Source organism: Brevundimonas sp. Root1423 (assembly GCF_001426805.1).
Map to the genome: position 1 here is coordinate 147,165 of NZ_LMFL01000012.1, position 25,699 is coordinate 172,863.

Sequence of the window (25,699 nt, forward strand, 5' to 3'; positions counted from 1 at the left end):
GCCGACGACTACCATGCCGCGACCGGACCCGCGACCGGGTGGAACCCGGCCCTCAGTGCGCCGGGGCCAGCTTCATCAAAACCAGACCCGAGACGATCAGCAGGGCGGCGACGATGCGCGCCGGGCTGATGTGCTCATGGAGAAAGGCGACCCCGACGATGAAGGCGCCCACCGCCCCGATCCCGGTCCAGACCATATAGGCCGTGCCCAGCGGCAGGGTCTTCATCGAGATCGACAGCAGGCCGAAGCTGACGCCCATGGTGATCAGGGTCACCACGCTGGGCCACAGACGGGTGAAGCCCGCGGACTGTTTCATCGAATACGCCCAGACGACTTCCAGCAGTCCGGCGATGAGCAGATAGATCCAGGCCATGGAATGCGGCCCTCCTTGCAAAGGGCCGGGCCGTCCCGGACTTGAACCCCGTCCGGAAGACAGGGGAGGACGTGGCCTCTGGATTGCAATGTGGGACAGGGCAGCGGCGGTTCAAGCCGCGCCCGTCACCGGATAGATCAGGCGGCGGCCACTTCCGAGGCCTGTTCGGCCAGGATGGTCAGGCCGGCCGGGGTCACGTCGGCGAAGCCGCCGTGGACCTCGAACTGGCGGCGCGAACCGCCGTCGATGACCGTGACCACGCCTTCGCGCAGGGCGGTCATGAAGGGGGCGTGGTCGGCCAGAACGCCGAAGTCGCCCTCGACGCCCGGCGCGTCGACCTGATCGACGAGGCCGTTGAAGACCTCGCGCTCAGGCGCCACCAGCGAGAACTGGAGCTTTCCGACCATCAGGCGTCAGCCGCCATCTTGCCGGCCTTCTCGACGGCCTCTTCAACCGTGCCGACCATGTAGAAGGCGGCTTCCGGCAGGTGGTCGTATTCGCCGGCGACGATGCCCTTGAACGAGCGGATCGTGTCGGCCAGCTCGACGAATTTGCCGGGCGAGTTGGTGAACTGCTCGGCCACGAAGAACGGCTGCGACAGGAAGCGCTGGATCTTGCGGGCGCGCGAGACGACCAGCTTGTCCTCTTCCGACAGCTCGTCCATGCCGAGGATGGCGATGATGTCCTTCAGGGCCTTGTACTGCTGCAGCACTTCCTGGACCGAACGGGCGACCTGGTAGTGTTCGTCGCCGATGACCAGCGGGTCCATGATCCGCGAGGTGGAGTCCAGCGGATCCACGGCGGGGAAGATGGCCTGGGCGGCGATGTCGCGGCTCAGCACGGTNCGCGCAATTCGTCCAGTCGCCGATGACCAGCGGGTCCATGATCCGCGAGGTGGAGTCCAGCGGATCCACGGCGGGGAAGATGGCCTGGGCGGCGATGTCGCGGCTCAGCACGGTCGTCGCGTCGAGGTGGGCGAACGAGGCGGCGGGGGCCGGGTCGGTCAGGTCGTCGGCGGGAACGTAGATGGCCTGGACCGAGGTGATCGAGCCCTTCTTCGTCGAGGTGATGCGCTCCTGCAGGTTGCCCATCTCGGTGGCCAGCGTCGGCTGATAGCCCACGGCCGACGGGATGCGGCCCAGCAGGGCGGACACTTCGGAACCGGCCTGCGTGAAGCGGAAGATGTTGTCGACGAACAGCAGCACGTCCTTGCCTTCCTCGTCGCGGAAGTACTCGGCCTGGGCCAGGCCGGTCAGGGCGACGCGGGCGCGGGCGCCGGGAGGCTCGTTCATCTGGCCGTAGACGAGGGCGCATTTCGAGCCTTCGGTCGAGCCGCCGTTCTTGGCCGGGTCCACGTTCACGTTGGACTCGATCATCTCGTGATACAGGTCGTTGCCTTCGCGGGTGCGTTCACCCACGCCGGCCAGAACCGAATAACCGCCGTAGGCCTTGGCGATGTTGTTGATCAGCTCCTGCATGGTCACGGTCTTGCCCACGCCGGCGCCGCCGAACAGGCCGATCTTGCCGCCCTTGGTGTAGGGGCAGATCAGGTCGATAACCTTGATCCCGGTGACGAGGATTTCCGACGAGGTCGACTGCTCTTCGAACGAAGGCGCCTCGCGGTGGATCGGGCGGAACATCTGGGTCTTGATCGGGCCCTGCTCGTCGATCGGATCGCCGACGACGTTCATGATGCGGCCGAGCGTGCCGGGGCCGACGGGAGCCAGGATGGAGGTGCCGGTGTCGGTCACGGCCTGGCCGCGGGTCAGGCCCTCGGTCGTGTCCATGGCGATGGTGCGGACCATGTTCTCACCCAGGTGCTGGGCGACTTCCAGAACCAGACGGAACGGCTTGCCGGTCTTCTGGTCGACGTTGGTCGTTTCCAGCGAGTTCAGGATGGCCGGCAGCTGGCCTTCGAACTCGACGTCGACGACGGCGCCGATGACCTGGGCGATCTTGCCCACGCCGGTGCCGGCCGTATAGGCGGCGTTGCCGGTCGCGGCGGCGGCTGCTGGAGCCTTGGGAGCGGCCTTGCGGGCGGCGGGCTTCTTGGGGGCGGTGGTGTCGGTCATCGGTGCGGGTCCGTTGTCGTCGTGTTCGGTCAGGGGATCAGATCAGAGGGCTTCGGCGCCGGAGATGATCTCGATCAGCTCCTTGGTGATCTGCGCCTGGCGGGATCGGTTGTAGGTCAGGGTCAGGGCGGAAATCATGTCGCCCGCATTGCGCGTCGCGGAGTCCATGGCGCCCATCTGGGCCCCGTAGAAGCCGGCCTGGTTCTCGTACATCGAGGCCAGGATCTGGGTCGTGATGTTGCGCGGCAGCAGGGTCTCGAGGATTTCCTCCTCGGAAGGCTCGTAGTCGTAGACGTCGGGACCTGCGAGATCACCGACTTGAACTGGCTGTAGAACAGGGTGACGACATCGGCGTTTCCGGCCTCGAACTCGTTGGCGACCAGCTCGGCGATCGGCTGGGCGGCCGGCAGGCCGAGGACCTTGTGGTCCGACAGTTCGAAGGTCTTGACGACGCGGTCGCCGAACATCCGGGTCAGGCCGTCGCGGGACTTGCGGCCCACGGCGATGATGCGGACGTCCTTGCCTTCGGCGATCAGGCTGTTGATGCGGTCACGCGCGGCGCGGACCACGTTGGACGAGAAGCCGCCGGCCAGGCCCTTGTCGGCCGTGGCGACGATGACGAGGTGCTTCTTGTCCGAACCCGTGCCGGCCAGCAGCTTGGGCGCTAGGGCCGGGCCGCGACGGCCTGGTCCTGGGCGCGTTTCAGCTTGGCCGCGGCGACCATCTGCATGGCTTTCGTGATCTTCTGCGTGGCTTTCACGCTTCCGATCCGATTGCGCATTTCCTTGAGGCTTGCCATCCGGTGCTGCTCTTCTAATCCCTACCGGTCGGTCTTACGCGAAGGTCTTGGCGAAGGCCTCGATGGCGGCCTTCAGCTCGGCTTCCAGTTCCTTGGACAGGGCCTTCTGGGTGCGGATGCCGTCCATGATGGAGCTGTGCTTGGAGTGGATGCGGGCCAGCAGCTCGCTCTCGAAGCGGCCGATGTCGGCCACGGCGACGTTGTCCAGATAGCCGCGCGTGCCGGCGTAGACCGAAACCACCTGCTCCTCGACCGTCAGCGGCGAGTACTGGGGCTGTTTCAGCAGTTCCGTCAGGCGGGCGCCGCGGGCCAGAAGCTTCTGGGTCGAGGCGTCCAGGTCCGAGCCGAACTTGGCGAAGGCGGCCATCTCGCGGTACTGCGCGAGCTCGCCCTTGATGGAGCCGGCGACCTGCTTCATCGCCTTGATCTGGGCCGAGGAGCCCACGCGCGACACCGAGATGCCGACGTTCACGGCGGGGCGGATGCCTTGGTAGAACAGGTCCGATTCCAGGAAGATCTGGCCGTCGGTGATGGAGATCACGTTGGTCGGGATGTAGGCCGACACGTCGTTGGCCTGGGTCTCGATCAGCGGCAGGGCGGTCATCGAGCCCGAACCGTTGTCCTCGTTCAGCTTGGCCGAACGCTCCAGCAGGCGGCTGTGCAGGTAGAAGACGTCGCCCGGATAGGCTTCGCGGCCCGGCGGACGGCGCAGCAGCAGGGACATCTGGCGGTAGGCCACGGCCTGCTTGGACAGATCGTCATAGACGATCAGGGCGTGCATGCCGTTGTCGCGGAAGAACTCGCCCATGGCTGTGCCCGAGAACGGGGCCAGGAACTGCAGCGGGGCCGGCTCCGACGCCGTGGCGGCGACGACGATCGTGTAGTCCAGGGCGCCGCGCTCCTCGAGCGTCTTGACGATCTGGGCGACGGTCGAGCGCTTCTGACCGATGGCGACGTAGATGCAGTACAGCTTCTCGCCTTCGCTGGTCGCGGAGGCGTTGGTGCTCTTCTGGTTCAGGATGGTGTCGATGGCGACGGCGGTCTTGCCGACCTGACGGTCGCCAATGATCAGCTCGCGCTGGCCGCGGCCGATCGGGATCAGGGTGTCGATCGCCTTCAGGCCGGTCTGCATGGGCTCATGCACCGACTTGCGCGGGATGATGCCCGGAGCCTTCACGTCGACGCGGCGGCGCTCGGTGAACTGGATCGGGCCCTTGCCGTCGATCGGCTCGCCCAGCGGGTTGACGACGCGGCCCAGCAGGCCCTTGCCGACCGGAACGTCCACGATCTCGCCCAAGCGGCGGACCTCGTCGCCCTCGGCGATCTGGTTGTCCTGGCCGAAGATCACGGCGCCGACGTTGTCGCGCTCGAGGTTCAGGGCCATGCCCTTCACGCCGGCTTTCGGGAACTCGATCATCTCGCCCGCCTGAACGTTGTCCAGACCGTGGATGCGGGCGATGCCGTCGCCGACCGACAGCACCTGGCCGACGTCGGACACGTCGGCTTCGACGCCGAAGTTGGCGATCTGCGACTTGAGGATGGCCGAGATTTCGGCGGCGCGGATGTCCATGACAGGCTCTCTGTTATCGTCTTGTCAGCGCGACCCCGTCGGAGCCGCATGCGTGGTTGTTAGGCGCGCTTGAGCGCGAACTTCATCTGGTCGAGTTTGGTCTTCAGCGAGGCGTCGAACAGTTTCGAGCCGACCTTGACCTTCAGACCGCCCAGGATCGACGGATCGACGCGGGCGGTCATCTCCGGATCCTTGCCCAGCGAGGTGCGGAGCGCGGTCTGGATGGATTTCATCTGGGCGCTCGGCGGCGACGACGCCCGTCTTCTTTGCATAAAGCAGGTCGAAGCCGGCCATGACGGCAGGCAGGTCGCCCGAGCGGCCGTTCTGGCCCAGCAGGCCGAGGAAATTCTTCGTCACGCCGTTGAACTTCGCCTTGTCGGCGATGGCGACCAGACCCTTTTGCTGATCTTCAGCCGCCATGACCGGCGAGGTGGCCAGCCGGCGCAGGTCGGCGCTCTCGTTCCACGCGGCGCGCAGCGACTTCAGGTCGGCGCGCACGGCGTCCAGAACCTTCGTCTCGTCAGCGAGGTCGAACAGCGCCTGTGCGTAGCGCTCGCCGACTTCCGTCGTCCTGTAATCGTTGCGACCGGCGGCGGGGTGCGCACCGATCAAAGGCCTGAAATGCTTGAAGAAAGCACACCGGGGACGCGTCTTGCGACGCGCCCTCCGGCTCAGCCGGGCGCCTGATAGCACCCATCCCCCGCCGCCGCAACCGAAGCAGCCCCTCAAGGACCGTCGGATTGCCGCACCCCGTCAGTGGGCGGCGTGCTTGCGGCCCGGGATCACATGCATGATCGCCACGATGACGCCACCGACGACGAGACCGACGACCGCCGAGGCCGCCGCCGTCGCCAGCCATCCCGTCACGGGACCGATCACCGGGACGCTCCCGGCGGCGTGCGCCAGACCCTCGATCAGGTCAGGCAGGAGATCGAGATGGTATTCATGCAGGCCGTGGACCAGAATCCCGCCGCCGACCCACAGCATGGCGACGGTTCCGATCGTCGCCAACCCGGTCAGCACGATCGGCATGGCGTGGACGAGGCCCCTGCCAAGCGCGCGCTCGGGCGCCGAGGGCCGTTGGGCCAGGTGCAGGCCGATGTCGTCCATCTTCACGATCAGGGCCACGGCCCCATAGACCGCCACGGTGATCAGCAGGCCGACCACGGCCAGGGCCGCCGCCTGGGTCGCCAGCGGGCGTGAGGACAGATCGGCCAGGGCGATGGCGGTGATCTCGGCCGAAAGGATCAGGTCGGTGCGGATCGCCGACCCCACCATCTTCTTTTCCTGCTCCTCGGACGACAGGGCCAGCTCGTCCGGCGTGGTCTCGCCATCGTCGTGGCCCGCCACCTTCTCCCATATCTTCTCGGACGCCTCGAAACAGAGATAGGCGCCGCCGGCCATCAGCAGCGGCGTCAGGGCCCAGGGCGCGAACGCGCTGATCAGCAGCGCCCCCGGCAGCAGGATCAGGAATTTGTTCTTCAAGGACCCGAGGGCGATCTTGCCGATGATCGGCAGCTCGCGCTGGGGCGAAAAGCCCATGGCGTAGCCCGGCGTCACCGCAGCGTCGTCGACCACCACGCCGGCGGCCTTCATGCTGGCGCGGCCGGCGGCGGCGGAGACGTCGTCGACCGAGGCCGCCGCCATCTTGGCGATGGCGGCGACGTCGTCGAGAAGGGCGGCAAGACCTGAGGGCACGCGTCACCTGACAAGATAAATGCAGTTGCCTCTTGGCTAGGCGAGCCCGGAGGCCGGGTCCAGAGCCGTCTGCCGCCCCGGCGACAATCCGACGCGCCGACTCCGTGACCCGATCCGCCAACTGTGCGTTAGAACACGGCAAAGCTGCTCAGGGACCCGCATGTTCGACTCCATCGCCCACCTTCTGACCGACCCCGCCGCCTGGGCCGCCCTGATCACCCTGGTGATCATGGAAGTGGTGCTCGGCATCGACAATCTGATCTTCATCTCGATCCTGTCGAACAAGCTTCCGCCCGAACACCGTCAGCGCACCCGCCGGATCGGCATCGGTCTGGCCCTGATCATGCGTCTGGGCCTGTTGGCCACGATCGGCTGGATCGTCGGTTTGACGCAGCCCGTCTTTGATTTCGGGTCCGGCGCAGGCTGGGACATGGAGTTCAGCTGGCGCGACCTGATCCTGATCGCGGGCGGCCTGTTCCTCGTCTGGAAGGCGACGACCGAGGTTCACCACGCCGTCGACCCCGCCGTCAGCGACGACATGCTGGAGAAGAAGAAGACCACCGCCGTCATCAACAACGTCGGCGCGGCCATCGGCCAGATCATCCTTCTGGACCTCGTCTTCTCCATCGACTCCATCCTGACCGCCGTCGGCATGACCGATCACGTGCCGATCATGATGGTCGCCGTGATCATCGCCGTCGGCGTCATGCTGGTCGCCTCGGACCCGCTGGCGAATTTCATCGACAAGAACCCGACCATCGTCATGCTGGCGCTCGGATTCCTGCTGATGATCGGCATGGTGCTGATCGCAGACGGATTCGGCGTCCATGTGCCCAAGGGCTATATCTACGTCGCCATGGCCTTCTCGGCCCTGATCGAGGGGCTGAACATGCTGGGACGCAATGCGTCGGCGAGAAAGCAGGCGGCGCTGGCGGCGCGGCAGGCCGAACTGAACAAGGCCGAAACGGCCGAACCGGGAGTGTGACCATGCGGGCGGTCGTCCTTGCCTTTATCGCGCTGCTGACGCCCCTGCCGGCGGCGGCGCAGACGACCGCCCCGCCCGTTCCCACCCAAGCCCCCTCCGCAGCCCCGGTCCGCATCTACGACTTCGAGGTCGTCCGCCGGTATCCGCACGACGCCGGCGCCTTCACCCAGGGGCTGGAGTTCCGGAACGGCGAACTGCTTGAAAGCACCGGCCGGTCTCCCTCGACCGTCCGCCGGGTCCGGATTGAGGACGGCGCCGTCATTCAGAAGCGCGAACTGGATCCGTCCCTGTTCGGCGAGGGACTGACTGCCGTCGGCGACCGCCTGCTGACCCTGACGTGGAAGGGCGGAGAGGGTTTCATCTGGGATCCGGTGACGCTCGAGCCGAAGGGCGAGTTTACCTACTCCGGCGAGGGCTGGGGCCTGACCCATGACGCCACCCGGCTGATTCTGTCCGACGGCACGCCCGCCCTGCGCTTCTTCGATCCGCAGACCCTGACCGAGACCGGCCGGGTGCCAGTCACCCTCGGCGGACGCCCGCTCGGTCAGCTGAACGAGCTCGAATGGATCGACGGTGAGGTCTTCGCCAACGTCTGGCAGACCGACTTCATCGTCCGCATCGATCCGGCCACGGGCGTGGTGACGGGCGTCATCGATCTGGCCGCCTTGATGCCGGACAGGTCCGGGCTCGATCCGACCGACGCCGTCCTGAACGGCATCGCCTGGGATCCCGAGGGCCGCCGCCTGTTCGTCACCGGCAAGAACTGGCCGACCCTGTTCGAGATCAGGCTGATCGAGCGGCAGGCAAGCCAGTAAGCCTCTCCCTCCCCTTCATGGGGAGGGAGAACCGCGCCCCTAGAGGAAGCTGTACGGGTCCACGTCGACGCTGAGCCGCACCGAACCCGGCACCTTCACCCGCGCCAGCCAGGCCCGCAGGAAGCCCTGCAGGTCCACGTCCCGGTCCGCCCGGACCAGCAGCCGCTTGCGCCGCCGCCCGCGGACCAGCGCCAGCGGCGCGTCGGCGGGCCCATAAACCTCCAGCCGTTCGGCGTTGGGGATGTTCTCGGCCAGATCGCGGGCGACCTTCTCGACCGCCGCCGCGTTCTCGCTGGACAGGACGATGGCCGCCAGCCGCCCGTGCGGCGGCAGGGAGGCGGCCTCGCGCTCCGCCATCTCGGCCTCAACGAAGGCGTCGCGGTCCCCCGCCGCCAGCGCCATCAGCACCGGATGTTCCGGCGTCCAGGTCTGCAGGATCGCCCGTCCCGGCTTGTCCGCCCGCCCCGCCCGGCCCGTGGCCTGGGTCAACAGCTGGAAGGTCCGTTCGGCCGCGCGCAGGTCGCCGCCGCGCAGGCCGAGGTCGGCGTCCACCACCCCCACCAGCGTCAGATGCGGAAAGTTGTGGCCCTTGGCCGCGGCCTGCGTCGCCACCAGAATGTCGATCTCACCGTCGGCCATGCTCTGGATCAAGGCGCGCGCTGATTTCGCGTCAGGCGCCGTGTCGCTGCTGAACACCGCCGTCCGCGCCTGCGGGAACAGCTGGCGCACCTCCTCCTCGACCCGTTCGACCCCGGGGCCGACCGAGACCAGAGAATCTTCTGCCCCGCACGCCGGACAATGCTTGGGCCGGATCATGGAGAAGCCCGTCAGGTGGCAGATCAGCCGCCCGGTGTAGCGATGCTCGACCAGCCAGCTGTCGGTGTCCGGCGCCGTCAGCCGATGCCCGCAGACCCGGCACAGCACCACGGGCGCATAGCCCCGGCGGTTCAGGAACAGCAGGGTCTGTTCCCCGCGCTGAAGCGTCTCGCCGATAGCCTCGCGAAGCGGCTGCGACAGCCAGGTCTGGGGATCGGGCGGATTCTGGCGCAGGTCCAGCAGGGACACGTCCGGCAGCACCGCCGCCCCGTGCCGCGCCGCCAGCTTCAGCCAGCAGTAGCGGCCCTGATGCGCATTCCACAGCGTCTCCAGCGATGGCGTCGCCGAGGCCAGCACCACCGTCGCCCCCTCGATCCGCGCCCGCGCCACGGCCAGGTCGCGGCCGTGATAGACCAGCCCCTCTTCCTGTTTGAACGAGCCGTCGTGCTCCTCGTCCACGATGACCAGCCGCAGGTTGGCGTAGGGCAGAAACAGGGCCGAACGGGCCCCGACCACGATGTTGCAGCGGCCGGCGATGACCGCCTCCCACACCTGCCTTCTGCGAGGAGGAGCGACGCCGGAATGCCACTCGGCCGGAGCCGCGCCGAAGCGGTCGGTGATCCGGGCGATCAGGGCCTGGGTCAGGGCGATCTCGGGCAGCAGGATCAGGATTTGGGCCTTCGGATCGGCCTTCAGCGTCCGCGCCGCCGCCTCCAGATAAGCCTCGGTCTTGCCCGAGCCGGTAACGCCGTCCAGCAGGAAGGGCGCGAAACCGCCCTTCGCCGTCGCCTCGGCCATCTCATGCGCCGCCGCCGCCTGATCGGGGTTTAGCTTCGCCGGGGCGTGATCCGGGACCGGCGCGTCGAAAGCCGCGACCGCCTCGATCTCGATGACTTCCAGCACCCCCTCGTCGACCAGCCCCTTCACCACGCCTGACGACACATTGGCCGCCCGCGCCAGATCGGGACCCGGCATGGACCGCTGGCCCAGCGCCTCCAGCACCGCCGTCCGCGCCGCCGTCGGCCGGGCCGGGACGTTTTCGCCCACACGCCGCACGCGCCGCTCGGGCCGTGGCTTCGGCGCCCGCAGGCCCTTCAGCGCCGTCGCCGCCATCTCGCCCGGGGCGCTCAGCGTCCAGCGCGCGGCCCATTCGACAAAGTCCACGGTGCGTTCGGGCAGGCGCGGATCGTCCAGCACATGATCGATCGCCTTCAGCCGCCGGTTCGAGCCCGTCGTCTCGCGCGCCTCGGACACAATGCCCCGCATCAGCCGCGGCCCCAGCGGCACCGCGACCTGATCCCCACGCGCCACGTCCATGCCTTCGGGGACCTCGTAGTCGAAGGCCTCGGGCACCGGCAGGGGGATGAGGACGCTGGCGACTTTCACCGCCGTGTCCGCTCCGCTAGAGAGACGGTCATGNTCGGGGACCTCGTAGTCGAAGGCCTCGGGCACCGGCAGGGGGATGAGGACGCTGGCGACTTTCACCGCCGTGTCCGCTCCGCTAGAGAGACGGTCATGAAACTCTTCCTCGACACAGCCGACGTCGCCGTCATCAAGGACATGGTCCCCACCGGCATGGTGGACGGCGTCACCACCAATCCTTCGCTGATCGCCAAATCCGGTCGCAACATCGCCGAGGTCATCGCCGAGATTTGCGCCCTCGTCGAGGGGCCGATCTCCGCCGAGGCCGTGGCGACCGATTTCGAGACCATGGTGAAGGAGGGCGACAAGCTGGCCGCCATCGCCCCGAACGTGGTCGTCAAACTGAAGCGAGCGACCAATACCTTCGGAATTCAGGGNCGACCTTTGCATCAAGCCGTCTGACCTCGTCGAGGGGCCGATCTCCGCCGAGGCCGTGGCGACCGATTTCGAGACCATGGTGAAGGAGGGCGACAAGCTGGCCGCCATCGCCCCGAACGTGGTCGTCAAACTGCCCCTGACATGGGACGGGCTGCGCGCCGCGCGCGCCTTCGCCGACAAGGGGATCAAGACCAACGTCACCCTGTGCTTCTCGGCCGCACAGGCCATGCTGGCCGCCAAGGCCGGCGCGACCTTCATCTCGCCCTTCGTGGGCCGGCTGGAAGACCACGGCGCCGACGGCATCGCCCTGCTGGAGGAGATCCGGGTCCTGTACGACGTGCACGGCTTCGACACGCAGATTCTGGCCGCGTCGCTCCGTAATCCGTCCCATGTCAGCGCCGCCGCCGTGGCGGGAGCCGACGCTGCGACCATCCCGGCCGACGTTTTCAAGGCCTTGGTCAAACACCCGTTAACCGACAAGGGGCTTGATGCTTTCCTGGCGGACTGGGGCAAGACCGGTCAGTCCATTCTGTAGCTGATGCCTCGAGGAGAGGTTTGTGAGCGTTTCGCCTGACCTCTCGTCCAAGCCGGAAGAGCCGCACTGGCCGGAGGTCCGCGCGTGGCTGCAGGCCAACGCCCAGATCCTGCTGGATGACCGCTCCCTGCTGGAAGAGATCGGGCTCAAGCCCCACGGCCGCAACGTCGTGGAGTTCGGCCGCGCGGCCCTGACCCGGCTGGAAGAAGTCGCCGAGCGCGAGGCTGACGCCCGCAAGCGGATCGAGTCCATCGCCCGCGCCAACTTCGCCGCCCAGACCCAGACCCATGTCGCGGCCCTCGACCTTATGGAAGCGCGCAATCCTTCAGACCTCGCCCGCCGTCTCGACGCGGTGGCGCAGGGGCGGTTTGGTCTGGCCGGCGCCGCCATCGCCCTTGAGAAGCCCGGCGGCGTGCCCTTCGGCTGGCGCGGGCTCGAGGCCGGCGGCGTCGACGCCCTGCTGGGCGACCACGGCCTGACCTGGCTGGGACCCAATTTCGACGGCCTGAACCTGTTCGGCGCGGCCGAGGTTCGGCTCGCCCGAGGAAGACGGCTTCGCCCCCACCATGGGCTGCGAGCTGGTGGCCTTCATCGCCCGGGTGGTGGAACGGACCGCCGAACGATGGCCGATCCTCAGCTGAACGCCGACGAGGCCCTCTCGGCCTGGCTGGAGCATCTGGCCCACGAACGCCGTCTGGCCGCCAATACGCTGGAAGCCTATGGCCGCATCGGCCGGACCTATCTCGCCTTCCTGCAGAGCCATCGCGGCGGGCCCCAGCGTCTGTCCGATCTGGGAACCGTCACCGCCGCCGAGGTCCGGGCTCATCTGGCCGAGCGGCGCAGCGGCGATCATCCGCTGGCGGCGCGCTCGATCAGCCAGACCCTGTCGGCCATCCGCGCCTTCCACGCCTTCCTCGATCGCCGCTGCGGCACGCCCGCGCCGCAGCTGGCGCTGGTGCGCGGTCCTCGCATCAAGGCCTCCCTGCCCCGGCCGGTCAGCGAGGATCAGGCCCGCGGCCTGATGCAGGAGCCGGACGCCGACCCCGACGCCGAACCGTGGGAGGCCGCGCGCGACCGCGCCGTGCTGACCCTGCTCTACGGCTGCGGCCTGCGCATTTCGGAGGGCCTGTCGCTGACCCGCGCCGACGCCCCCGTGCCCGAAACCCTGCGTATCACCGGCAAGGGCGGCAAGACCCGGCTGGCCCCGGTCCTGCCCGCCGTACGCACGGCGGTGGACGCCTATCTGGCCTTGCAGCCGTTTCCGCTCGAGCCCGGCGACGCCCTTTTTCGGGCGCGGCGCGGCGGTCCCCTGACGCCGCGACATGTGCAGGCCATGGTGCAGAGGCTGCGCGGCCGGCTGGGCCTGCCGGCCTCGGCCACGCCGCACGCCCTGCGCCACAGCTTCGCCACCCACCTGTTGGGCGCCGGGGCGGACCTGCGCGCCATCCAGGAATTGCTGGGCCACGCCAGCCTGTCGACCACCCAGAAATACACCGCCGTCGACGCAAAACACCTGTTGGACGCATATTCCGCCGCCCACCCCCGCCGCTGAGCCCGACGGGCTGGTCAGGCTCCTCTGAGCGCGCTTACAGTGACGGTCCATCCGCTGGGGAGGCGGCGCGGAGCGTGAACTGCATGACAGGCCTGGACCGACGCGTCTTGCTGGCCGGACTGGGGGCTCTGGCCCTTCCAGCCGGGCCCGCGGCCGCACAGGACCCCGTGGAGGCGCTGGTCGACGACCGGCCCATCCAGCTGCTGAGCAACCTTTTCACCCGTGTCGGGGCGGCGGTCTTCGTCGACAACCAGGGGCCGTTCACCTTCGTGATCGACACGGGTGCGGGCACGACCTCGGTCGCCGACACACTGGCGGACCGGCTGAACCTTCGACCGCTGGACTCGGTCCTGGTCCACGGGATCACGGAAGCCCGGGTGACCCGCAGCGTGGCGATCGACCGGCTTCAGCTCAGCGGACTGGGATTCCGCGACCTGGCCTGCCCGGTCTTCCCGCGTGATCAGCTGGGCGCTGACGGCCTGATCGGCCTGGATGTGCTGGATCGCTTCCGGCTCAAGTTCAACGTCGCCCGCCGCTCGGCCAGCCTGAGCGTCCGCGGCGTTACGGTCCTCATGGGCGGGGACATGGCCACCGGCTCGCGTTTGCGCCGCGTCGGCATGCGGTCGGTGCGCAGCCGCTACGGCCAGATGATCATGACCCAGATCAGCGTGGACGGTCAGCCGACCGCGGCCTTCATCGACAGCGGAGCGCAGTATTCGATCGGCAATCTGGCGCTGCGGCGGGCCGCGGCGGCGCGGCGGCGGGACGGCGGACGGGTCGCCCGCGAAGTGCCCATCTACGGCGTGACCGGCCAGAGCCTGAGCGCCGACCTGGCCATGGTCGACGACCTCCGGTTCGGGCCGCAGCGGCTGGGCCCTACGCCCATGCTGTTCGCCGACCTGCATTGCTTCGAGACGCTGGGTCTCGCCGGGCGGCCCGCCCTGCTGGTCGGCGCGGACCTGCTGGGTCGGTTCCGCGAGGTGACCCTCGACTTCCCGGCCAATGAGGTGATCTTCCACGGCCTGCGCCGTCAGAGCAGCCGACGGCTCGAGATCCCGGACGTCTGACGGCCCCCGGTCAGGCCTGCATCGTCCAGCCCTCGACGCCCATGGCCGCCTGTTTGACGGCCTCCGACCGGGTCGGGTGCGGATGGCAGATGCGGGCGACGTCTTCCGACGATCCGCCGAAAGCCATGGCCACGCAGGCCTCGCCGATCATCTCGCCGGCCTGCGGGCCGAGGATGTGGACCCCCAGAATCCGGTCGGTCGCCGCGTCGGCCAGCACCTTCACGAAGCCGTCGGTCTCGTGATTGATCTTGGCGCGGCTGTTGGCCGTGAACGGGAATTTCCCCGCCTTGTAGGCCACGCCCTCGGCCTTCAGCTGGTCCTCGGTCTTGCCGACCCAGGCCACTTCCGGCGCGGTGTACACCACGCTGGGCACCAGATCGTAGTCGACGTGCCCGGCCTTGCCCGCGATCAGTTCGATCACCGCCACGGCGTCTTCCTCGGCCTTGTGCGCCAGCATCGGACCGTGGGTCACGTCGCCGATCACCCAGACGCCGTCCGCGACCTTGAAGTGATCGCCGGCCACGAAGCCACGCTTGTCCGCCTCCACCCCGACCGTCTCCAGCCCCAGACCCTCGGTGTAGGGGCGCCGGCCGATGGCCACCAGGACCACGTCGCCCTTCAGCGTCTCGGCCGTTCCGCCCGCGGCCGGCTCGACGGTCAGCTCGACCCCGTCCTTGCCGGTTTTCGCGGCGGTGACCTTGGCGCCCAGCTTGAAGGTCATGCCCTGTTTGGTCAGGGCGCGCTGGAAGGCGGTCGCCACGTCCTTGTCCATGCCGGGGGTGATGCGGTCGAGGAACTCGACCACCGTCACCTGCGCCCCCAGACGACGCCAGACCGAGCCCAGCTCAAGGCCGATGATGCCCGCGCCGACGACGATCAGATGCTTCGGCACCGCCGGCAGCGACAGGGCGCCGGTCGAGTCCACCACCTTGCCGTCCTCGAACGCCACGCCGGGCAGCGGCGTCGGCTCCGAGCCGGTGGCGATGACGATGTTCTTCGCGGCCAGCGTCGTCTTCGAACCGTCGGCGCCGGTCACCTCGACCTGACCCTTGCCCGCGATGCGGCCGCGGCCCTTGATCCACTCGACCTTATTCTTCTTGAACAGGAATTCGATGCCCTTGGTCAGCGCTCCGACGCTGTCGGCCTTCTGGCTCATCATCTGGCCGAGGTTCAGCTTCGGCGTCCCGACGTCGATGCCGAGCGTCGGGAACTCCTTCGTCACCGCCTCGAACAGTTCCGAGGCGTGCAGCAGGGCCTTTGACGGCATGCAGCCGACATTCAGGCAGGTCCCGCCCAGGGTCTCGCGCATCTCGATGCAGGCGGCCTTCAGCCCCAGCTGGCCGGCGCGGATCGCCGCATTATACCCGCCCGGTCCGCCGCCGATGATGACGACGTCATAGGTGCTGGGGGTCTCGGCCATGGGGTCTCTCGTCTGTATGGGCGCGGGGAGGCGCGCGGAACCTGACGGCGCCGCTCGCGAGCGTCAACCGCGCCGCCGCATATAGGCGCGGCGACCTCCCTCGAACAGTCGTCAGAAGTTGAGCTGGCCCGCCGTGCGCTTGCGCCGGATGCGACGGCTGGCGACGATGACCAGCACGCCGAGCAGGAACAGGGCGCCCAGCACCAGCCAGACCGGTTCGACCGGCAGGTTCTGGACCGCCTCGGGCGCCGCCATGGTCGTGGGACCGGCGGAGCGGGCGGAAATCTCGCCCTCTCCGTTGATCGCCAGACGCAGGACCACGTCGGCGGCGAAGGCGAGGAAATAGGCGACGGCGGCCCGGGTATTGCCCGCTCCCAGCATCAGGGCGGCCACCAGATACAGGCCGATCGCGCCAGCCCACAGGACCCAGACGGGCAGGACCCCGAACGCTTCACCGGCGGGCAGCGCCTCTCCGACGCGCGCCGCCGCAGCGGACCCCTCGACCAGCGGTGAAATGAATGGCCAGGCCAGCCATCCGGCATAACCCAGCACCGCCAGCACAACGATCAGACGCAACAGTTTCATTTCGAGCCTCCCCACTCCCGTTAACCTTACAACGGTCTGCCGGAAGCGCAAAAGAGGCGGGTGTCAGCCGGCGTTCGGCAGGGTGATGGAGACTTCGGCGCCCTCGCCCGGCGCACTGTCGATCGACAGGACCCCGCCCGACTGGCGTGAGAAGGCATAGGCCTGCGACAGACCCAGACCCGCTGCGCCCTCGCGGGTGGTGAAGAAGGGTTCGACCGCACGCGCGGCCAGATCACGATCCATGCCCGGCCCGCTGTCGCGCACGCTCAGACGGACCCCGCCTTCCAGCAGAACCTCCAGACGCACGGCGACCGAGCCCTGCCCGTCGACAGCGTCCACGGCGTTGCGGGTCAGCCCGCTGACAGCTCCCTCGAAGGCGACGGGATCCAGCCGCACCGGGGCGTCGGTCGACGGCCCCTCGATCATCAGGTCCACGCCCGGCCCGGCCATGGCGCGCAACCGCGTTTCCATGCCGCGCAGCAGCACCCCGGCGTCCAGCACGCGCAGCACCGGTTCGTCGTCGCCCTGCGAGAAGGCGGTCAGGCGACGCGTCAGCAGTTCGCCCTTCTGGCCCGCCGACAGGGCGGCCTGACCGATTCGGCGTACGCGGACGGGGTCGTCGGCCTGACGCAGCATCATGTCCAGCGCGCCGGTCATGACACCCAGCAGGGCGTTGAAATCATGCGCCAGCCCGCCCGTCAGGCGGCCGACGTTCTCCATCCGGCGTCCGCCCTGCAGCCGGGCCTCGGCGTCCTGTTCGGCTTTCAGCGCCGCGGCGCGGGCGGTCTGGGCTTCCTCGCGCGCGGCGGCGGCGGCGGCCAGCGCCTCATCGGCCTGCAATCGCGCGGCGGCGGCCTCGACGCGCAAAGCATCGATCTCGGACGAGGGTTCGGTGGTGGGGATGCTCTCCACCGCGGACGCGGCGGCGTCCTCAGCATGGGGCGCGGCCTCGCCGCGCTCGCCGGCCAGCAGCAGGGCGTCGACGGTTCCGTCGGCGGCGGTCAGCGGCAGGATGGACCAGCGCACGCCCTCTGCGCCGCCGCTCCGGGACTGGATGGGCTCTGCCTCGCCCGCCGGCGCCGACAGGGCGGCGCGCAGCGTCTGCCGGGCCTCGACCCGTTCGTCCCCGGCGAGGAACTGGTCGACGAAATCGCCTGCGGCGGTTTCGCGGCCCAGAAGCAGCAGGGCGGTGCGGTTGGCTTCACGCACCTGCCCGTCCGGATCGATGACGATCAGGGCGCTGGATGCGGCGTCGAACACCCGCCGGGTGAGTCCGTCATGCGTCACGGCGGGCGCGGGAGGCGTGAAGGCCGGCCCGGGCACGGTGTTTTCAGGCGTCTGCAGGCTTTCGCTCTCGACGATGGCGGCGATCGAGCCGGTGATCTGGCCCAGTTCGTTCTCGATCGGCATGGCCGTGACCGAGACCAGCATCTTGCGGCGCGCGGCGGGGTTGGCCAGCAGATGCTGGAACCCCCGGACGGTCTGGCCCCGCAGCGCGCGGGCGCTGGGCAGCAGGTCGGGCGGCACCGGGCGGCCGTCCGGGAAGGTGATGCCCCATGTCGCAGAATGGAAGCGCAGGCCGATCAGCTCGGCGTCCTTGCGGCCCAGCAGCTGGTGAGCCGCGCGGTTGGCGAAGACGAATTTGCCCTGTTTGTCGGTCTCGACCATGGCCACCGGGATGGCGTTCAGCGTCTCGGACAGCCGCTTCTGCGAGTCCTCGGCCATGCGCTGTATCAGATCGAGCTGGTCCGAGGCGCTGCCGTGCTGGGCGCCGCTGTGCAGGGCGGAGAAGATCGCGGCCACGGCCACGACCCATCCGAAGGCCGCGACGGCGGCCCAGACCCACATCCAGTTGACCTGGCCTTCGAGAAACATGCGACCTGACTGTCCCGTTCTGGCGCACGCGCGCCGGTTCGGCAGATACCTTGCAAACGGCGAACCGGGCCAGCCCGCTTTCGCCCTCAAGGCGATCTGTTCAGCCTGCCCGCGCGCGACGCCGGTCGATCAGTGCGAACAGGCCGATCCCCGCGGGAATCAGCCAGTAGGTGACGCCCGGAAGCCAGGGCGCGGCCCTGAGCGCGGGCGTCAGGGCGATCAGGCCGGACAGGACCCCCGTCGTCGCCGCCAGGGCCCACGTCCGCGTCCATTCGAACGCGGCCCGCCGCCGCACCGCATCCTCCGGATCGATGGTGGCCCCGGCCTGCCGGAACAGCAGGGCGAACAGCACCGACAGGATCGCGAAGCCCAGCCCGTAGATCAGATACGTCAGCCCCAGCTCGCCGAAGCTGGTGATCAGACCCGCACCCGGCAGCCGACCGCCAGGAAATGCGCCGCCGTCTCGATCAACAGCCGCAACGGAAACACGAAGACCAGCACGGAAAAGACGATGGCGAGGCTCAGCAGGGTCGCGCGGCCGTCGCGCCGCGGCTCCAGCGCCGACCATGTGCGGTGGGCCAGCCAGAACATGACCAGCAGGGCGAAACCGCCGAGGAAGGCGGGAATCCTCATCAGCGCGCGCGTCAGGTCGGCGAACGACGCCAGCGGTTCGCCGCCGGCGATGATCAGCAGCGACACGGCGAAGGCGAAGGCCGCATCGACGAAGGCGTCGAGCCGATGCCCCTCCGCCGGTCTGAAGTCCGCAGTTCTGGCCATGTGTCAGCTCCCCGAAGGGAGCTTGCCGCGCCTGACTCGAACTGACAACGTCGTCGGCCTTCAGGCCTCTCCGCTCGAGGGTTCGGCGTCGAGATCCGAGAACCAGTCGGCATAGACGGTGTTTCGCGCCATGCGCCGGTTCAGGTCGGGCGCGCCGTCGGTCCACCAGACCGGGCCGCGTTCACCCAGCGCCACCTTCGCCCTGTCCACCCGCGACCGCGCCTCGGCCAGACCGGTTCCGGCGCGCAGGGCGGTGCGAACGGCCTGACGCGCGCTCATCAGTTCGTGGACGAGCCTGTCGCGTTCCGCCGCGGACAGGGCCGGGTTTGATGATCGCCACAGTCGACCCCTGACAACGAAATATCGACCGTCCGGCGTACCGGGATATCTCATCGGCGCGCTCAGGCCGCCTTCAGGGACGCGTCGGACTCCGCGGTGGCCAGCAGGATGCGACGGACGATGTCGGCGCAACCCAACATCGGCAAGGGCTGTCCGAACCTCGCCCTCCACTGTCGGTCGAGGTCGATCTCTTCGGGGGTCATTTGCGCAGCGCTCATGGGCCGGAAAGCCGTCCCGCATCAATATGTTCCGCGAACGGGAACATGTTCTGCCCGCGGGCGCTTCGCTCGCGGAGGGTCTTAATGGTTAACCGCAAAGCTGCCCCGCCGCCCTATCGGGGCGTGCAGACGCCGGAAGAGTTTATCAGGGAGATGGGCAATGTCTGGATCGGCCTGATCGAGAAGATCGCGTCAGACCCGGATCAGAACACCGCATTGGCGGGCTATTTCAGCGTCGAGCCCGAGGTCATCGATACCTGGATCGAGGCCCGCGGCCGGACGCGCTGTTCCGCCTCGGTGCCCGGTGGTCGTCGCTGCGCCAACCTTGTCGGCCTGAAGGTCGAGTATGACCCGCGCATCTGGGCGGATGAGCGGCTGCGTTGCACAGCCCCGAAGAGATTCGAACTCTCGACCCCAACCTTGGCAAGGTTGTGCTCTACCACTGAGCTACGCCCGCACTTCAGTCGGAGGCGGGCGTATAGCGGAGCGTCCGCTCTTCTCGCAAGCCCCTTCCGCCAGAAATTCCGCCAAATCGCGCTCAAGCAGCGAGTGACCGCGTCGCGGGCGGTAGCGCCCTTTAACGAGGCGCCAGACGAATAGCCCCGTCCAGCCGGATGCATTCGCCGTTGATGTAGACGTTGCGGGCCAGCTCCAGCACCAGCGAGGCGTAGTCCGCCGGCGTGCCCAGACGGCTGGGGAAGGGGATCATGGCGGCCAGCGCGTCCTGCACCTTCTGGTCCATGCCGGCCATCATCGGCGTCCACATGATGCCGGGCAGGATGGTGTTGCAGCGGACGCCTTCCTGGGCGAGGTCGCGGGCGATCGGCAGGGTCATGGCGTAGACGCCGCCCTTGGACGCCGAATAGGCGGCCTGGCCGATCTGGCCGTCCTGCGCCGCCACCGAGGCGGTGTTGACGATCAGGCCGCGCTCGCCGTCGGCCATGGGCTCCAGCGTGACCATGCCCGCCGCCGACTGCGACAGGACGCGGAAGGTGCCGAACAGATTGACCCGCACGGTGCGTTCGAACTGGGCCATGTCGTGGGCGCGGATCTCGCCGGTGTCCTTCTTGCGGCTGACGGTCTTCTGGCCCGTGGCGATGCCGGCGCAGTTGACGGTCAGGCGCTCCTGCCCGTGGGCGGCGCGGGCCTTTTCGAAGCCGGCGGCGACCGAGACGTCGTCAGTCACGTCCACCAGACAGAAGACGCCGCCGATCTCCTTCGCGATCGCCTCGCCCTTCTCCGCGTTCATGTCGAACAGGGCGACCTTCGCGCCCGTGGCCGCGATGGCCCGGGCCGTCCCCTCGCCCAGACCCGAGGCTCCGCCCGTCACCACCGCCGCGATCGAACCGTCGAGTTTCATGGCCGAAGCCCCTATGTTGTTTGAACCTTGAGATTGCCGCGGGGTTTAGCCGCCATGTCCGTCAAAGCCAAACCCATGACGCCCGAAGACGCGCTGGACCCGTCGCGCGCCCTCGTGCCCTCGATCCAGCGGGTCAACGAGGTGCGGGTGCAGAAGGGCTTCTGGCCCAAGATCCGGCGCACGGCCTCGCGCATCCCCTTCGCCGGACAGGCCCTGTCGGTCNCGGGTCAACGAGGTGCGGGTGCAGAAGGGCTTCTGGCCCAAGATCCGGCGCACGGCCTCGCGCATCCCCTTCGCCGGACAGGCCCTGTCGGTCTGGTTCGCCGCCCGCGATCCCGAGACGCCGACCGCGGCCAAGGGGATCATGGTCGGGGCGCTGGCCTATTTCGTCCTGCCGTTCGACGCCATTCCCGACATCTTCGCCGGCATCGGCTTCACCGACGACGCGGCCGTCATCGCGGCCCTGATCGCCACCCTCGGCGCCAACATCAAGCGCCGGCACAAGGATCAGGCCGACGCCGCTCTGGAGCGGCTGCGCGAGGACTAGCTCTCGATCGTCACGACGACCTTGCCCATCACCGAGCGGTCGCCCAGCGCCTTGATGGCCTCATGGGCGCGTTCCAGCGGGAAGGTCTGGCTGACCCGCGGACGGATTTTTCCATCCTCCCAGAAGCGCAGGAGATCGGCCATGTTGGCGGCGTGGGCGGCCGGGTCGCGCATCACCGCCGCGCCCCAGAACACCCCGATCACCGACACCGACTTCAGCAGCGTCAGGTTCAGCGGCAGGGCCGGAATCCCGGCCGGGAAGCCGACCACCAGATAGCGGCCGTTCCAGTCCATCGACCGGATCGCCGGCTCGCAATAGTCGCCGCCCACCGCGTCATAGACCACGTCCGCCCCGTCCCGGCCCGAGGCCAGCTTCAGCTCGCCCGACAGCTCTTTCTGGGCCGCCTTGTCCATCTTGCCCGACGGATAGATCAGGCCGTTGTCTGCCCCCGCCTCGAGCGCGAACTGCACCTTGTCGTTGGTCGAGGCGGCGGCGATCACATGCGCCCCCATGGCCTTGCCCAGTTCGACCGCGGCCACGCCGACGCCGCCCGCGGCCCCCAGCACCAGCAGGCTCTCGCCCGCCTTCAGCTGCGCCCGGTCCTTCAGCGCGTAGTAGGAGGTGCCGTAGGTCATCACCAAAGCGGCCGCTGTGTTGAAATCCATCGCGTCCGGGATCTTCATCACCGTGGCCGCCGGGACCGCCAGCCGCTCGACCATCCCGCCCCAGCCGGGCACGGCGATGACGCGGTCGCCCTTGCGGACATTGGTTACGCCCTCGCCGATCGCCTCGACCACGCCGGCGACCTCGCCGCCGGGCGAGAAGGGGCGCTGCGGCTTGAACTGGTAGCGGTCCTCGATGATCAGGGTGTCGGGGAAGTTGACCCCGATGGCCCGCACGTCGATCACCACCTCGCCCTTCATCGGCCGGGGGTCCATGACCTCCTCGACCACCAGCGTTTCGGGGCCGCCGGGAGCCTTGGACAGGACAGCACGCATGGGGAGGTCTCTCGCAAAGGCGTCCCGCCCCGGTGGCGCGCGCATTGCGTTGAGGCTAATCAGCGCCACGCCCGTTTGAAAGAGGCGATCAGGAGACGACCCTTCATGACGGCCCTCATCCTTCACGGCGGCGCGGGCGCCCGGCGCGAGCGCAACTACGACCGCGAGGTCGCGCACATGCGCGAGGTGGTCGCGGCCATGAAGGCGCGGCTGGACGCGGGCGCATCGGCGCTGGACGTCGCGGTCGAGGCCACGGTGCTGCTCGAAGACTCCGGCCTCTACGTCGCAGGCCGCGGCGCCTCGCCCAATCTGGCCGGCGCCTATGAGCTGGACGCCAGCCTGATGGATGGCGCGACCCGCAAGGCCGGCGCCGTCGCCGCCTTGCAAGGCTTCCGCAATCCCGTCGTCGCCGCCCGCGCCGTCATGGACCGCACCCCCCACGTCATGCTGGCCGGCGAGGGCGCGGCCCTGTTCGCCCTCGATCAGGGTCTGGAAATGATCGGCGACGAGGAGGCCTGGTTCACCCGGGCCGGCCAGGGCGAGGACAACCACCCGCCCGGCACGCTCAGCCACGGCACCGTCGGCTGCTGCGTTTTGGACAGTGAAGGCCGGCTGGCCGCCGCCACCTCGACCGCCGGCGTGTTCGGCAAGATGCCGGGCCGCGTCGGCGACACCCCCATCCCCGGCGCCGGCAGCTGGGCCGATGGCCGCGTCGCCGCCTCGGGCACCGGTCAGGGCGAGTATTTCATCCGCGTCGCCGCCTGCGCCCAGCTCAGCTGGCGCGTCGGCGCCGGCCAGACCTTGGCCGAGGCCGGCCGGGCCGTCATCGACGAGATCGGCGCCATGGGCGGCGACGGCGGCCTGATCGCCCTCGACCACGAAGGGAACATCGCCCACCCCTTCAACAGCCAGGGCATGAAGCGCGCCTGGCTGACGACGGGCGGCGAAATCGGCGTCGAGGTCTTCGGCCGCTAGCCCGGCGGCTTACGGCGATTTAATCTCCCGCTGAACACGGTTCATCCGGCGTTCACCGCCCACCACGCTAAAGCTTGGTGGTAATCGGGAGCCTGAAATGAAGTCCGCCGCCACCGCCGTCCTCGCCGCCGCCCTGCTCGCCTCCGCCGCCTGCGCGCCGGTCGTCCAGGGCGGTCCGCCCCTCGACCTTCCGCCGGGCCTGCAGGAAACGGCGCAGGTGGGGGCGATCTACATGTCCAGCGACTGGCTGCAGGCGGAGGACGACTTTGCGGAGACCCTGACCGACGAGGTCGGCGAGGAGCTGTCGCGCTGCATGCACGGCACCGCCCCCATCGACATCCGCATCCACATCGACGAGATGCACCGCGCCGACCGGCTCGGGGTCCTGCTCAACGGCGACGGCGCCCACACCCTTTCGGGCGTTGTCGAGTTCGTCGATCCGTCGCGCGGCAACCGCGTGGTGGGCCGCTTCCCCGTGGCGGTGGCGACAAGCGCACAGGGCCGCCTCGGCGGCCTGCTCGGCGACCGTCAGATGATGGTGTCGGAAGAGTTCGGTCGCGCCATCTGCGACCAGGCCTTCGGCCGAAACCCGCGGGATCGGGGGACGCATAACGCGACGCGGGGCTGAGCGGACGAAGGTCTACGCCGTCTGGCCCGACAGGGTGTGAAGTTAAACGGGCGGGATCGACCCTTGGCTATCCGCCGCCCCTGAGGGCCCGGGCCTGTCCTACCGAGCGCGGCCCTCCGCTGCCGGTGGTCGACGGCCTGTAGGAGGGCGCATGGCGGCTTCTGCAGTCATAGTCATTCCGGGCGTTGCCGGTCTGGCGACCGGTGGGAACCACCTGGGCGCCCGTCCGCTCGCATTGCTCGGCTCGTTCGGCCAGCGTCATTTCGGGGCGATCGAGCGGGCTGCACGCGCCCAGAGCAAGCAACCCTCCGGCGAAAACAATGGATAGGATCGAAACCCGCATTCGACATCCTCCTGTGCAGGCCAGAAGATTACCCTTCGCCCCTGCAGTAGGTACCCGTTGAAGGCGGGCGCCAAGGCTGATGACAGTCGGAAGGTTGCAGCCGACCCTCGCGCCCTGTTGCACGCGCGTTGATCTCCTGCCGCGCGCCGATCCGTCGACGAGCCGCCAGGACGAAAACGGCCGGCTGATCACTCCGCCGGCCGTTCCCGTTTCGTCTGAAACCGGAGCCTACCTCGGTCTGGTTATCGATGCGGCAGCGGACCGGGAAGCGGGCCATCTTGCCGTCCGACGGGCGGAACAGCTCGACCCACAGGTCCTGACGCGGACGCAGGCGGCCGACGTTGGCGTCGGTCAGGCCGCGGATGGTGACGATCTCCTCGCCGGTCAGGCCCAGACGCAGCCAGCCCTCGGCCTTGAACTGCAGCGGCACCACGCCCATCCCGACCAGGTTGGAACGGTGGATGCGCTCATAGCTCTCGGCGATCACCGCGCGCACGCCCAGCAGGCGCGTGCCCTTGGCCGCCCAGTCGCGCGACGAGCCCGTGCCGTATTCCTTGCCCGCGAACACGACCAGCGGCCGGCCCTCGGACTGGTAGCGCATGGCGGCGTCGTAGATCGACATCGTGTCCTGCGACGGGAAGTGGCGCGTCACGCCGCCCTCGATGTCCGGGGTGATCTTGTTGCGGATGCGGATGTTGGCGAAGGTGCCGCGCATCATGACTTCGTGGTGGCCGCGGCGCGCGCCGTAGCTGTTGAAGTCCAGCGCATCCACGCCGCGGCCCGACAGATAGACGCCGGCGGGCGAGGTCTTCTTGATCGAACCGGCCGGGCTGATGTGGTCGGTGGTGATCGAGTCGCCGAAGATGGCCAGCACGCGCGCCTCGACGATGTCGGCGACCGGGGTCGGCTCCATCGACAGACCCTCGAAGTAGGGCGGGTTGGCGACGTAGGTCGAGGCCTCGTCCCAGGCGTAGGTCTGGCCGCCCTCGACCTTGATGCCCTGCCAGTGCTTGTCGCCCTTGAACACGTCGCCATAGCGTTTGGCGAACATGGCCGGGGTGACCGACTTCTTCTGGATGTCGGCGATCTCCTTCGAGGTCGGCCAGACGTCCTTCAGGAAGACGTCCTTGCCCTTCTTGTCCTTGCCGATCGGATCCTTGGAGATGTCGATCCGCATTGAACCGGCCAGGGCATAGGCCACGACCAGCGGCGGCGAGGCCAGATAGTTGGCCTGCACGTCCGGATTCACCCGGCCCTCGAAGTTGCGGTTGCCCGACAGCACCGAGGTGGCGACCAGACCATTGTCGTTGATCGTCTTCGAAATCGTGTCCGACAGCGGGCCCGAGTTGCCGATGCAGGTGGTGCAGCCGTAGCCCACCAGATTGAAGCCCAGCGCATCCAGATCGGCCTGCAGGCCGGCAGCGGTCAGATAGTCGGTGACCACCTGCGAGCCGGGGGCCAGCGAGGTCTTGACCCACGGCTTGACCTTCATGCCCAGCTTGTGGGCCTTGCGGGCCACCAGACCGGCGGCGATCAGGACCGACGGGTTGGA

The 25,699-nt window shown here is 68.6% G+C and carries 22 protein-coding genes, 1 tRNA gene and 8 pseudogenes; 10 read left to right on the forward strand and 21 right to left on the reverse strand.

Annotation, left to right across the window (positions count from 1 at the left end; all coding sequences use genetic code 11):
• Nucleotides 1-52: 52 nt before the first annotated feature.
• The 9 genes and pseudogenes from ASD25_RS08005 to ASD25_RS08035 all read right to left on the reverse strand — a co-directional run bounded on the left by ASD25_RS08005 (nt 53) and on the right by ASD25_RS08035 (nt 6,512).
• Nucleotides 53-373, reverse strand: coding sequence for a multidrug efflux SMR transporter (locus ASD25_RS08005; RefSeq protein WP_056616026.1), 321 nt, complete (start codon nt 371-373; stop codon nt 53-55).
• 137 nt (nt 374-510) lie between these two features.
• Complete coding sequence (locus ASD25_RS08010; protein WP_056616029.1) at nt 511-780, reverse strand: ATP synthase F1 subunit epsilon; 270 nt, start codon at nt 778-780, stop codon at nt 511-513.
• Nucleotides 780-1,217: pseudogene (locus ASD25_RS30270) on the reverse strand (F0F1 ATP synthase subunit beta); the annotation flags it as partial. The gene ASD25_RS08010 and the pseudogene ASD25_RS30270, both read right to left, overlap by 1 nt.
• Nucleotide 1,218: 1 nt before the next feature.
• A pseudogene (gene atpD, locus ASD25_RS08015) lies at nt 1,219-2,445 on the reverse strand (F0F1 ATP synthase subunit beta); the annotation flags it as partial.
• Nucleotides 2,446-2,487: 42 nt separating this feature from the next.
• A pseudogene (locus tag ASD25_RS08020) lies at nt 2,488-3,101 on the reverse strand (F0F1 ATP synthase subunit gamma).
• 8 nt (nt 3,102-3,109) lie between these two features.
• Nucleotides 3,110-3,205, reverse strand: coding sequence for a hypothetical protein (locus ASD25_RS33125; protein WP_369816557.1), 96 nt, complete (start codon nt 3,203-3,205; stop codon nt 3,110-3,112).
• 73 nt (nt 3,206-3,278) lie between these two features.
• The gene (gene atpA / locus ASD25_RS08025) at nt 3,279-4,814 is read right to left on the reverse strand and encodes a F0F1 ATP synthase subunit alpha (protein ID WP_056616032.1); all 1,536 of its coding nucleotides are present in this window, start codon (nt 4,812-4,814) and stop codon (nt 3,279-3,281) included.
• A gap of 59 nt (nt 4,815-4,873) precedes the next feature.
• Nucleotides 4,874-5,423 (reverse strand): annotated as a pseudogene (locus ASD25_RS08030) (F0F1 ATP synthase subunit delta).
• 144 nt (nt 5,424-5,567) lie between these two features.
• Nucleotides 5,568-6,512 (reverse strand): DUF808 domain-containing protein, encoded by a 945-nt coding sequence (locus ASD25_RS08035; RefSeq protein WP_056616035.1) that lies wholly within the window; start codon nt 6,510-6,512, stop codon nt 5,568-5,570.
• Between the two features lie 160 nt (nt 6,513-6,672).
• Between ASD25_RS08035 and ASD25_RS08040 the strand changes: the two genes are divergently transcribed.
• Entirely contained in the window at nt 6,673-7,497 is an 825-nt protein-coding gene (locus ASD25_RS08040; protein WP_056616039.1) for a TerC family protein, read from the forward strand.
• 2 nt (nt 7,498-7,499) lie between these two features.
• Nucleotides 7,500-8,312 carry a glutaminyl-peptide cyclotransferase gene (locus ASD25_RS08045; protein ID WP_082572276.1) on the forward strand — a complete coding sequence of 271 codons (813 nt, stop codon included), beginning with the start codon at nt 7,500-7,502 and terminating at the stop codon, nt 8,310-8,312.
• A gap of 39 nt (nt 8,313-8,351) precedes the next feature.
• Here ASD25_RS08045 and ASD25_RS08050 read toward each other — a convergent pair whose 3' ends face one another.
• Complete coding sequence (locus ASD25_RS08050) at nt 8,352-10,514, reverse strand: primosomal protein N' (RefSeq protein ID WP_056617087.1); 2,163 nt, start codon at nt 10,512-10,514, stop codon at nt 8,352-8,354.
• Between the two features lie 129 nt (nt 10,515-10,643).
• Here ASD25_RS08050 and ASD25_RS08055 point away from each other — a divergent pair.
• From ASD25_RS08055 to ASD25_RS08070, 5 genes and pseudogenes are all read left to right on the forward strand, one after another.
• On the forward strand, nt 10,644-10,927 hold a 284-nt coding region (locus ASD25_RS08055), incomplete at its 3' end, for a transaldolase family protein (RefSeq protein ID WP_304439650.1).
• Nucleotide 10,928: 1 nt separating this feature from the next.
• A pseudogene (locus ASD25_RS08060) lies at nt 10,929-11,463 on the forward strand (transaldolase family protein); the annotation flags it as partial.
• Between the two features lie 22 nt (nt 11,464-11,485).
• Nucleotides 11,486-12,104: pseudogene (locus ASD25_RS29270) on the forward strand (DUF484 family protein).
• Nucleotides 12,086-13,015 carry a tyrosine recombinase XerC gene (locus tag ASD25_RS08065; RefSeq protein ID WP_056617089.1) on the forward strand — a complete coding sequence of 310 codons (930 nt, stop codon included), beginning with the start codon at nt 12,086-12,088 and terminating at the stop codon, nt 13,013-13,015. Before ASD25_RS29270 ends, ASD25_RS08065 begins: the two are co-directional and overlap by 19 nt.
• A gap of 83 nt (nt 13,016-13,098) precedes the next feature.
• Nucleotides 13,099-14,082: a retropepsin-like aspartic protease gene (locus ASD25_RS08070; RefSeq protein WP_056616042.1), complete on the forward strand. Its 984-nt coding sequence runs from the start codon at nt 13,099-13,101 to the stop codon at nt 14,080-14,082.
• 10 nt (nt 14,083-14,092) lie between these two features.
• Here the strand turns inward: ASD25_RS08070 and lpdA are convergent, their stop codons facing one another.
• The 9 genes from lpdA to ASD25_RS08110 all read right to left on the reverse strand — a co-directional run bounded on the left by lpdA (nt 14,093) and on the right by ASD25_RS08110 (nt 20,656).
• Nucleotides 14,093-15,502, reverse strand: coding sequence for a dihydrolipoyl dehydrogenase (gene lpdA, locus ASD25_RS08075; RefSeq protein WP_056616045.1), 1,410 nt, complete (start codon nt 15,500-15,502; stop codon nt 14,093-14,095).
• Between the two features lie 111 nt (nt 15,503-15,613).
• Complete coding sequence (locus ASD25_RS08080) at nt 15,614-16,087, reverse strand: hypothetical protein (protein WP_056616048.1); 474 nt, start codon at nt 16,085-16,087, stop codon at nt 15,614-15,616.
• Nucleotides 16,088-16,150: 63 nt separating this feature from the next.
• Nucleotides 16,151-17,962 (reverse strand): PAS domain-containing protein, encoded by a 1,812-nt coding sequence (locus ASD25_RS08085; RefSeq protein WP_056616051.1) that lies wholly within the window; start codon nt 17,960-17,962, stop codon nt 16,151-16,153.
• A 100-nt stretch (nt 17,963-18,062) separates the two neighbouring features.
• Nucleotides 18,063-18,314 carry a hypothetical protein gene (locus ASD25_RS08090; protein WP_056616053.1) on the reverse strand — a complete coding sequence of 84 codons (252 nt, stop codon included), beginning with the start codon at nt 18,312-18,314 and terminating at the stop codon, nt 18,063-18,065.
• 65 nt (nt 18,315-18,379) lie between these two features.
• Nucleotides 18,380-18,739, reverse strand: coding sequence for a TMEM175 family protein (locus ASD25_RS08095; RefSeq protein WP_056616056.1), 360 nt, complete (start codon nt 18,737-18,739; stop codon nt 18,380-18,382).
• 60 nt (nt 18,740-18,799) lie between these two features.
• Complete coding sequence (locus ASD25_RS31795) at nt 18,800-19,018, reverse strand: hypothetical protein (protein ID WP_235562663.1); 219 nt, start codon at nt 19,016-19,018, stop codon at nt 18,800-18,802.
• 122 nt (nt 19,019-19,140) lie between these two features.
• A complete protein-coding gene (locus ASD25_RS30275; protein WP_156389223.1) occupies nt 19,141-19,296 on the reverse strand; it encodes a DNA methylase in 156 nt (51 codons plus the stop codon).
• 385 nt (nt 19,297-19,681) lie between these two features.
• A tRNA-Gly gene (locus tag ASD25_RS08105) sits at nt 19,682-19,750 on the reverse strand.
• Nucleotides 19,751-19,873: 123 nt separating this feature from the next.
• On the reverse strand, nt 19,874-20,656 hold the full coding sequence (locus ASD25_RS08110; protein ID WP_056616060.1) for an SDR family NAD(P)-dependent oxidoreductase: 783 nt from the start codon (nt 20,654-20,656) through the stop codon (nt 19,874-19,876).
• Nucleotides 20,657-20,879: 223 nt separating this feature from the next.
• Here ASD25_RS08110 and ASD25_RS08120 point away from each other — a divergent pair.
• Nucleotides 20,880-21,203, forward strand: a pseudogene (locus ASD25_RS08120) (YkvA family protein); the annotation flags it as partial.
• Here the strand turns inward: ASD25_RS08120 and ASD25_RS08125 are convergent.
• Nucleotides 21,200-22,201 (reverse strand): NADPH:quinone oxidoreductase family protein, encoded by a 1,002-nt coding sequence (locus tag ASD25_RS08125; protein WP_056616065.1) that lies wholly within the window; start codon nt 22,199-22,201, stop codon nt 21,200-21,202. The pseudogene ASD25_RS08120 and the gene ASD25_RS08125 overlap by 4 nt on opposite strands.
• A 105-nt stretch (nt 22,202-22,306) precedes the next feature.
• Between ASD25_RS08125 and ASD25_RS08130 the strand changes: the two genes are divergently transcribed.
• Nucleotides 22,307-23,176 (forward strand): isoaspartyl peptidase/L-asparaginase family protein, encoded by an 870-nt coding sequence (locus ASD25_RS08130; RefSeq protein ID WP_056616068.1) that lies wholly within the window; start codon nt 22,307-22,309, stop codon nt 23,174-23,176.
• A 97-nt stretch (nt 23,177-23,273) separates the two neighbouring features.
• Entirely contained in the window at nt 23,274-23,804 is a 531-nt protein-coding gene (locus ASD25_RS08135; RefSeq protein WP_056616072.1) for a hypothetical protein, read from the forward strand.
• 572 nt (nt 23,805-24,376) lie between these two features.
• Here the strand turns inward: ASD25_RS08135 and acnA are convergent.
• Nucleotides 24,377-25,699: pseudogene (gene acnA, locus ASD25_RS31800) on the reverse strand (aconitate hydratase AcnA); the annotation flags it as partial.